We start from the raw sequence: 3,314 nt of genomic DNA on the forward strand, positions 1-3,314 counted from the left end.
TGGATGAAAAAAACAAACCTTGTTGAGGTTAAATTGAGATTGACTTTGTATTGTATAAGTATGAAATAAAAAGGAATCAGGTGATGTACAATGAAAAAGCATAAAATATGTAAAATCCTTCTTGTTATACTGGCAATTTTTTTATGTGTGGCTTTTTATGAATTGCTCGGAATCTGCGTTGCATATAAAAAGCAGCCGGAAGTGTCCAATACAACCAAAAAAGAAACAAAAAATGGGTCATGGAACGAATGCAGTGAAAATACAGAACGGGCAGTAATCATAGAAAAGAATCCAGAAGCGCTTTTACAAAGAGTGCGTTTGATCAAGAATGCAAAAAAGGAAATTATTCTTTCTACTTTTGCATTTCAATCCGATGAAAGTGGAAAATTGATTTTAGGAGCACTGCATGATGCGGCAGACAGAGGTGTACATATTCGTCTGTTAGTAGATGGAATGGAGAGCTGGATTGATATGGAAGGAAATCCGTATTTCTATGGATTATCTTCCCATGAGAATGTTGAAATTAAACTGTATAATAAGGCCAATCCGTTGAAACCGTGGAAAATGATGGGTAGAATGCATGATAAATATTTGATTGCAGATGGAAAGAGATATATTCTTGGGGGAAGAAATACATACAATTATTTCCTGGGTGATTTTCCGGGACATAAGAACTATGACAGAGACGTGTTAGTGGTTTGCGATGAACCTGAGAAAGAAAATTCAGTTAACCAGTTGTCAGATTATTTTGAAACCATATGGAATCAGGAAGACAGTGGTTATTTTCATAACAATAAAAAACTGGCAAATAGAAAATCTGTAAAGAACGCAGTTTTAGAGCTGCAGAACAGCTATCAGAAATATTTTGAAGAGAATAAGGAAAGAATCTGCGAGACCGATTATACGGACGAAACTTTTGAGACAGAAAAGATTACATTAGTGTCAAATCCTATTCACACAGGTTCCAAAGAACCAGTAGTGTGGTATCAGTTGGGAGAATTGATGAAAAATGCAAAAAATCGTGTGAAGATCCACACGCCATATATTATCTGTAATGATATGATGTATAATACATGGGAGGAGATTGCAGAGAACGTTTCAGATTTTTCTATCATGACAAATTCAGTTGCGAATAATGGGAATCCATTTGGGTCTGCCGATTATGCGAAAAACAGAAATAGAATCTTAAGTACAGGAATTAATATCTGGGAATATGAAGGCGGTTATTCATACCACGGAAAAAGTATTCTGATTGACGATGATCTGTCTGTAATCGGTTCCTTTAATATGGACATGAGAAGTGCATATCTGGATACGGAACTGATGCTTGTAATTCGCAGTAAAGATATTAATAAACAGTTGGAAGAGGGCATGATGGAATATGAAAGAGTGTCCCGCCAGGTATTGGAAGATGGAACCTATCGTGATCCATATCATGTAGAGCCAATCGAATTAACAAAGAAACGTCAGAGAAAAATATTTTTGGTACAGCATCTGCTTGGATGGGCAAGGTATCTGTTTTAATAAGGAGGAAGGAAAACGTGTTTCAAATATTGATTGTAGAAGATGATAAAGAATTAAGCCAGCTATTCCAAAAAGTGCTTGAGAAGAATGGATATCAAGTCAAAAGTGCATCGGATGGAGCACAGGCATTAGAAGTATTGGATAAGGAATATATTGATCTGATCATTTCTGATATTATGATGCCGGTTATGGATGGTTATGAACTGGTGTCGGAACTCCGTTCAGCAGGATATCAGATACCGGTACTTATGATCACTGCGAAAGGTTCCTTTGATGATATGCGCCAGGGATTTCTTTCGGGAAGTGACGATTATATGGTAAAACCGGTAAATGTGAATGAAATGGTTTTAAGAGTCGGAGCACTGCTTCGCCGTGCACAGATACTGAATGAACACAAAATTGTGATCGGTTCAACAGAGTTTGATTATGATGCAATGACGGTTACAACTGATAAGGAAAGTCTTGTTTTGCCTAAAAAAGAATTCCTGCTTTTATATAAGCTTGCAGCTTCGCCAGGCAGAACATTTACAAAACAACAGTTGATGGATGAAGTATGGGGATACGAGACGGAGGCAGACCCACATACGATAGAGGTACATATAGGAAGGATCAGGGAGCGTTTTAAAGATAACCCGGATTTTGAAATCGTAACAATGCGTGGAATTGGATACAAGGTGGTGAAAAAATAATGGAACAAAAGAAAAAAAAAGGATTGCGGATCCGATCCTGTCTGACTGGTGCAATCTGGCTGGCACTTGTATTTTCAACAGTCATATCTGCTTTATTATTTGCTTTTTTGAATCATTTTTTTAATCTGCCGGGCAGCATATCTGTGCTTGGCTGGCTTTTGATTTTCAATACATTGATTGCAGGGCTGATCACTTCCTTTATCAATGCAAAGTTACTGGAACCAATTACCAGACTTAGTAAAGCAATGAAGGAAGTTTCTCAGGGAGATTTTGAACAGCATTTGGAAACGAACAGCCGCATAGCAGAAGTTGGAGAATCTTATCAAAGTTTTAACGTTATGACAAAAGAACTTCGTGCAACAGAGGTGCTGCAGATGGATTTTGTATCTAATGTTTCTCATGAGTTTAAGACCCCGATTAATGCCATTGAAGGATATACAATGCTGCTTCAGGGAGAAGAACTGTCTCCGGATCAAGAGGAATATGTAGAAAAAATCTTATTTAACACCCAAAGACTTTCCGGATTGGTTGGTAATATTTTGCTGTTATCCAAGTTAGAGAATCAGAATATACCAATGAAAAAAACAGAATATCGTCTGGATGAACAGATCCGCCAGGCATTTCTTTCATTGGAAACAAAATGGACAGAAAAAGAAATTGGTTTTCAGGTAGAATTGGAGGAAATTAAATATACTGGGAATGAAGGACTTTTTATGCATATCTGGATAAATCTTTTGGATAATGCGATTAAGTTCAGCCCTTCAAAGGGGACAATTATGATGTTTCTGAAACAAGAACAGGATTCTGTTAAGTTCATTCTGGAAGATGAAGGACCAGGAATAGAGGATGATGTAAAATCCAGAATATTTGACAAGTTCTATCAGGTAGATGGATCTCATAAAGCAGAAGGAAATGGCCTAGGTCTTGCACTTGTAAAACGGATTGTAGATAGTGCCGGAGGAACAATCAAAGCAGAAAACCGTGAATATGGTGGATGCAGATTTGTTATAGAGCTGCCAAAACAGAAAGATGAGATTATATAGTTTTAAGATAAATTAGCCTGCAAATAAAAAGTCAAGGCTAAATTTAAGAACATTGAAA

The 3,314-nt window shown here is 37.0% G+C and carries 3 protein-coding genes; all 3 read left to right on the forward strand.

Annotated elements, in window-relative coordinates:
- Positions 1 to 90 precede the first annotated feature (90 nt).
- Genes PG418_RS18960 through PG418_RS18970 form a run of 3 tightly spaced genes read left to right on the forward strand, consistent with a single transcriptional unit; the run spans position 91 to position 3,256 of the window.
- Positions 91 to 1,524, forward strand: a complete 1,434-nt coding sequence (locus PG418_RS18960) for a phospholipase D family protein (protein WP_498837885.1) — start codon at positions 91 to 93, stop codon at positions 1,522 to 1,524.
- Positions 1,503 to 2,213: a response regulator transcription factor gene (locus tag PG418_RS18965; RefSeq protein ID WP_003693048.1), complete on the forward strand. Its 711-nt coding sequence runs from the start codon at positions 1,503 to 1,505 to the stop codon at positions 2,211 to 2,213. Before PG418_RS18960 ends, PG418_RS18965 begins: the two co-directional genes overlap by 22 nt.
- On the forward strand, positions 2,213 to 3,256 hold the full coding sequence (locus PG418_RS18970; RefSeq protein WP_498837886.1) for an ATP-binding protein: 1,044 nt from the start codon (positions 2,213 to 2,215) through the stop codon (positions 3,254 to 3,256). Before PG418_RS18965 ends, PG418_RS18970 begins: the two co-directional genes overlap by 1 nt.
- Positions 3,257 to 3,314 lie beyond the last annotated feature (58 nt).

Source organism: Bariatricus sp. TF06-38A (assembly GCF_027690675.1).
GTDB classification, from domain to species: Bacteria; Bacillota; Clostridia; order Lachnospirales; family Lachnospiraceae; genus Allocoprococcus; species Allocoprococcus comes.

What these genes read in the sequence shown, in the direction of transcription:
- PG418_RS18960 (WP_498837885.1), top strand. Translation starts at nt 91, where the DNA reads ATGAAAAAGCATAAAATATGTAAAATCCTTCTTGTTATACTGGCAATT.
- PG418_RS18965 (WP_003693048.1), top strand. Translation starts at nt 1,503, where the DNA reads ATGGGCAAGGTATCTGTTTTAATAAGGAGGAAGGAAAACGTGTTTCAA.
- PG418_RS18970 (WP_498837886.1), top strand. Translation starts at nt 2,213, where the DNA reads ATGGAACAAAAGAAAAAAAAAGGATTGCGGATCCGATCCTGTCTGACT.